The 5,361-nt window shown below is 55.9% G+C and carries 6 protein-coding genes; all 6 read left to right on the forward strand.

All coding sequences use genetic code 11. The features are described 5' to 3' along the window. Positions 1 to 1,888, forward strand: a 1,888-nt coding sequence (locus ABYV26_RS19880; protein WP_372683102.1) for an LPS-assembly protein LptD, incomplete at its 5' end; no start/stop codon positions are given. Between the two features lie 122 nt (positions 1,889 to 2,010). Then, on the forward strand, positions 2,011 to 2,538 hold the full coding sequence (locus ABYV26_RS19885) for a transcription termination/antitermination protein NusG (RefSeq protein ID WP_372683103.1): 528 nt from the start codon (positions 2,011 to 2,013) through the stop codon (positions 2,536 to 2,538). 80 nt (positions 2,539 to 2,618) lie between these two features. Further along, entirely contained in the window at positions 2,619 to 2,894 is a 276-nt protein-coding gene (locus ABYV26_RS19890) for an HU family DNA-binding protein (protein WP_372683104.1), read from the forward strand. 87 nt (positions 2,895 to 2,981) lie between these two features. Beyond that, on the forward strand, positions 2,982 to 4,022 hold the full coding sequence (holB, locus tag ABYV26_RS19895; RefSeq protein ID WP_372683105.1) for a DNA polymerase III subunit delta': 1,041 nt from the start codon (positions 2,982 to 2,984) through the stop codon (positions 4,020 to 4,022). A gap of 10 nt (positions 4,023 to 4,032) precedes the next feature. Then, positions 4,033 to 4,839 (forward strand): stage 0 sporulation family protein, encoded by an 807-nt coding sequence (locus ABYV26_RS19900; protein WP_372683106.1) that lies wholly within the window; start codon positions 4,033 to 4,035, stop codon positions 4,837 to 4,839. A 3-nt stretch (positions 4,840 to 4,842) separates the two neighbouring features. Further along, a partial coding sequence (locus ABYV26_RS19905; protein WP_372683107.1) for a class I tRNA ligase family protein occupies positions 4,843 to 5,361 on the forward strand: 519 nt, incomplete at its 3' end.

Below are 5,361 nucleotides of genomic sequence, written 5' to 3' on the forward strand. Positions count from 1 at the left end.
CCACGGCGAACGCATCGAAAAAACCGGCAAGGATACCTACCGGGCGGAAAAGGGGTCCATTACCAGCTGCGACGGCGACCGGCCGGACTGGGTCATCACCGGTCGAACGCTCGATGTCACCATCGAGGGCTACGGCACCGCCACCCACGCCGTACTCCGCGCCGGGGATGTGCCGGTCTTGTACACCCCTTACCTCCTGTTTCCGGCCAAGAACAGGCGCCAGACGGGACTCCTGCTTCCGGAGGTGGGTCTTTCGGATCGCTGGGGGTTCAACTGGGACCAACCTTTTTTCTGGGCCATCGACGACAGTACGGATGCCACCTTGTATACCCACTATATGCAGGAAAGGGGCACCAAGATCGGCCTAGAATATCGCTACGCCCTGACCGACACATCTTATGGCGCCATCATGGCCGACGGCCTGCAGGACCGAAAGATCGATGACGGCACTGCGGAGAATACACAGAATTGGGGCTACACGGGCGATGCCTATGATCGACCCAACACGGACCGCTACTGGCTCAGGGCCAAACAGGATCAGAAACTACCCTGGGGAGCCAAGGCGCGACTGGATCTGGACATCGTCAGCGATCAGGACTACCTCGCCGAATTCAGAAACGGGCGCAGCGGGTACAATGAAACCCGGGATTATTTCCTCAAGACCTTCGGCCGCGACCTGGATACCTACGATGAAAACACGCGGACCAACCGGCTGAACGTCAACCGGACCTGGTCGCGCTATACCTTCAACAGCGACCTGCGTTGGGACGACAATGTGATCAACCGACGCTGGGAAGCGTCGAACGATACCCTGCAACAGCTGCCGGTCATCAGTTTCGATGGCGCGAAACAGCAGGCTTTCGGTACGGGTGTCTATTGGGACCTGGATTCCGAGTATACCTATTTTTATCGGGAGGACGGCGAGCGAGGACATCGGTCCGACATGCATCCCCGGGCCTACCTGCCGCTCCGGTGGAAAAACTACCTGTCGGTGGAACCGTCGGCGGGCTGGCGCCAGACGGCCTGGGTGATGGACCGCCGGGAGGACGACAGTCTGGACCGTTCCTCCTATCGACAGATCTACGATGCACGCTTGGACCTATCTACGGAGTTTTCACGAATCATGGGATCTCCGGTGGGGTCGATTGACCGCATCCGCCACAGAATCAAGCCCCGCGTTGTCTATGAATACATCCCGGATCAGGACCAGTCGGACCTGCCCGATTTTGACACAGAAATTGACCGAATCGACGAGGCCAACGAGGTCACCTACTCCCTTACCAACACCTTTACAGCAAGAACGACGAAGGCTGCCCGTTCGACCACCACGGACGGCAAGGGTTCCGTCTCTGTAGGAGGGACCGGGCCGACGGACCGGCGTCCGGTGGATCAGCCAACGCCGGCATCCTTCGACTACCGCCGCTTCTGCCGCTTTTATCTGGAGCAGAGCTACGACATCGCGGCAGCCAGGGATGACCAGCCCGAACCTTTTTCAGACGTCTACGGCGAACTGGAATTCAATCTCGGACGATTTGTGGCGGTCGACGCCGACGCCAACTACAACCCCTACGACAGCAATTTTTCATCTCACAATATCGGCAGCGCCATCGTCGACCATCGAGGAGACCGGCTGTGGGTGGAGCACCGATACGAAAAAAGCGTCAACGAATCCATACGCGGCACCCTGTCGGTCAAGCTGACCGATCGCCTCACCGCCAGGGGCGAATACGAACGAAACCTGCTCGACGAAACGGACATCATCAAGGGCGCCGGATTTCTCTACACCGCTCAATGCTGGTCCGTCGATTTTTTCTATGCCGTGGAAGGCGAGGACAATCGGTTTTCATTTTTCATTAATTTGATGGGCATCGGCGGATTCGGAGAATAATTCGTGCGAATGCCATTTGCCTTTTGCCAAGAGGGATGATACACGAATTCCCTTCCGACAACCTGACTGGCGCGACGTTAACGGTGGGATGAATCATTTGACAACCTACGGGACCAGACCCCATGGCTGGAAATAAACTGACGCGCGCATGGTATGCGCTTCACACGAAAAGCCGTTTCGAGAATGTGGTCAACGACGGTCTGGCCAACAAGACCCTTGATGTCTTCCTGCCGAAGATCACCGTAAAAAGCCGACGGCGGGATCGGCACAAGATGATTCGCGTGCCCCTTTTTCCCGGTTATCTCTTTGTCAGGACCGATCTAAATCCGCACGAGCACATCGAAATATTAAAGACCACCGGGGCGGTGCAGCTTATCGGCAGCACCCGGGGACCGGTGCCGATTGCCGATGCGACGATCGATTCACTCAAGATCATTGTCTCCACGGCAGGAGAAGTGATCACCGGAACCCGGTTTAAGAAAGGCGATCGGGTAATGGTGGTCAACGGGCCCTTTTCCGGTGTGACAGGAATTTTTTCGAGCTATCGTGGTGACGGTCGTGTCATCGTCAACATCGAGGCCCTAGGCCAGTTCGCCGCCGTCAACGTCGATGCCGCCGACGTGGAGAAGCTGCCGGAAATATTATCATAACTACTTGACTTTCTATTAAGTTCTATTTTATAGAGTCACTTTCAATCCCGTATACACTACCGATCGTTGAAGGAGGGTACATGAACAAACTGGAACTCATCTCCGCTTTGAAGACCAAGGCTGACATATCCAAATCCGAAGCGGCAAAAGTGGTCCAGATCTTTTTTGACAGCATGGCCGAGGCGATGGCCGATGGAGAGCGAGTCGAAATTCGCGGGCTGTGCAGCTTTTTCGTGAAAGAGTATAAAAGCTATACGGGAAGAAACCCTAAAACCGGCGAAAAGGTCACCATCAAACCCAAGAAGCTCCCTTTTTTCAAAGCCGGAAAAGAGCTCAAGGAACGGGTGGATCGATAGACGGTATGCGAAGGGCCGAACGTCTCAATAGCGAGTCAAGGACGAACCAGGTGCCGGTCCGATCCAACCGCCCGGGGTCCATTGAAAATGAAGACGGCAGCCGGATTTAACGCCATCGTTGGCCAACCGCACGCCACCCGGTTGCTCAAGACGTTTATCCGCAACGGGACACTGCCTCATGCGCTGCTCTTTACCGGCGATGAGGGGGTGGGGAAGAGAGTAACCGCCACGGCATTTGCCATGGCCTGCAACTGCCTGACGTTAAAATCGGTGATTCGCCACCACAGCTCCCATCTGGATGCTATTGATGCCTGCGGTGATTGTGGCCCCTGCAGAAAGATTGCCAGGAACCACCACCCAGATATCATCCGCGTCGCCCCCCTATCGTCGGTTATCAGAATCGCCCAGATCAGGACGCTGCTTAAAGCCCTGACGCTGAAGCCCAATGAGGCGGAACGACGGGTGGTCATCCTGTCCGATGCGCAGGCCATGAATCCGGAAGCGGGCAATGCGCTGCTCAAGGTTCTGGAAGAGCCCCCGGACCGAACCTTACTGGTACTGACGGCACGCCAGACATCCGACCTGTTGCCCACAATCGTCTCACGGTGCCAGCACATCCGGTTTTCACCGCTTCGCACGGCAGACATCAAACAGCTGCTCGCTGCGGCTGGAGACATTGAACCGGAATCCATAGAAGCGGTTGCCGCCCTCTGCGGCGGCAGTTACACCCGCGCTGCAAGATTGATCGACAGCCGATGGCTCAACCGCCGGGAATGGATCATCCAAGTCATGGAAATCCAGATGGCCGATCATGGGGAATCGGGAATTCGGGCATGGCTGGCATGGTCTGAGGTCTTGGCCCAAAAAAAGGATCTTATTGAAGAATCGCTGGAAATCCTTACCATGTGGCTGCGGGACATACTGGTCTTCAAGACCGACCCACAACGGGTATTGAATCAGGATCGGTTGGAGGCACTTTCAACGGCTGTCAATCAAGTCAGTCAGACGCAGGTACTCCAGCAGATCGATGCAGTGGATCGCGCGCGCGCAGCGCTGCGCGCCAATACGAATGCAAGATTGACACTGGATGCCATGGCCCTGCAGATGGCAGGCGCCTGCCTCAGATAAAAGAGACATCATGAAAAAAAAAGTGGGAGTCCGGTTCAAAGCCGGAGGTAAGATTTATGATTTCAACTGCGGGGCCTTTGTCCTCAACGTGGGCGACCAGGTGATCGTGGAATCGGAGAAAGGTCTGGGCTTAGGAACCGTGGAGACACTGCCCGAGCTGGTTGACGAGACTGGCAAACCCGGCAAGCCGCTGAAAAATGTATTTCGCAAAGCCAACGAAAAGGACTTGAGTCAGGTCGAACAAAACATGGCGTTGGAGCGCGAGGCCCACGCATTCTGCATGAAAAGCATCAAGGACCTTGGGCTGAAGATGAACCTGTTTTCCGTGGAAAGCACCTTCGACGCCAGCCGACTCACCTTCTTTTTCACGGCAGATGCGCGGGTGGATTTCAGGCAGCTGGTCAAAATTCTGGTCAATCGGTTCAAGGTGCGCATCGAAATGCGGCAGGTGGGCATTCGCAACCAGGCCAAGATGTGCGGGGGTTTAGGGCGCTGTGGCCGAGCCTTCTGCTGCTCATCTTTCATGGAAAAGTTCGAGCCGGTATCCATCCGCATGGCCAAGCAGCAGGGACTCTCCCTGAATCCCACCAAAATATCGGGTCAGTGCGGCAGGCTCATGTGCTGCCTGACATTTGAAAATGAGACATACCGAAAACTCAAACAAGGATTTCCCAAAATCGGGAAGCTCGTGACCACCAAGAACGGCCCGGGAAAAGTGACCCGCCACAATGTTATCTGCAACCGGCTGACGGTGCGGCTGGAAGAGGGCGGTGATATGGAGATCAGCCTTGATGACATTGTCAACGACAGGAGATGAACCATGGCCTCGCCGTTTTATATTACTACGCCCATTTACTACGTGAACGCCCGACCCCACCTGGGCCATGCCTACACCACCATCGCAGCCGATGTGGTCAGGCGGTTCCACACCATGTCCAGCGACCGGACCTATTTCCTCACCGGTACGGACGAACATGGGGACAAAATCGTCCGCGCCGCCAAGAAAGAGAATCGGACGCCGCGGGAGTACGTGGATCAGATCAGCGGCCTGTTCAGGAACCTGTGGTCGGAACTCAACATCGCCAACGATTACTTCATCCGAACCACGGACCCTGCGCACATGGCCGTGGTGGAGACCATCCTTCAGCGCATTTATGACGCCGGCGACATCTACTTCAGCGAATACGAAGGCCTCTACTGTTTCGGCTGCGAGCGGTTCTACACCGACCGCGAACTCGTCGACGGAAAATGCCCAGACCATGAGACAGCCCCGGAGGTGATCAAGGAGGCCAATTATTTCTTCAAGATGGGTCGCTACCAGGACTGGTTGATCGATCAC

The organism is Desulfosarcina sp. (assembly GCF_041551955.1).
In the GTDB taxonomy this organism is placed as follows: domain Bacteria; phylum Desulfobacterota; class Desulfobacteria; order Desulfobacterales; family Desulfosarcinaceae; genus Desulfosarcina.

Coding starts and splice junctions, on each gene's coding strand:
- ABYV26_RS19885 (WP_372683103.1), top strand. CDS start 2,011: ATGGCTGGAAATAAACTGACGCGCGCATGGTATGCGCTTCACACGAAA.
- ABYV26_RS19890 (WP_372683104.1), top strand. CDS start 2,619: ATGAACAAACTGGAACTCATCTCCGCTTTGAAGACCAAGGCTGACATA.
- holB (WP_372683105.1), top strand. CDS start 2,982: ATGAAGACGGCAGCCGGATTTAACGCCATCGTTGGCCAACCGCACGCC.
- ABYV26_RS19900 (WP_372683106.1), top strand. CDS start 4,033: ATGAAAAAAAAAGTGGGAGTCCGGTTCAAAGCCGGAGGTAAGATTTAT.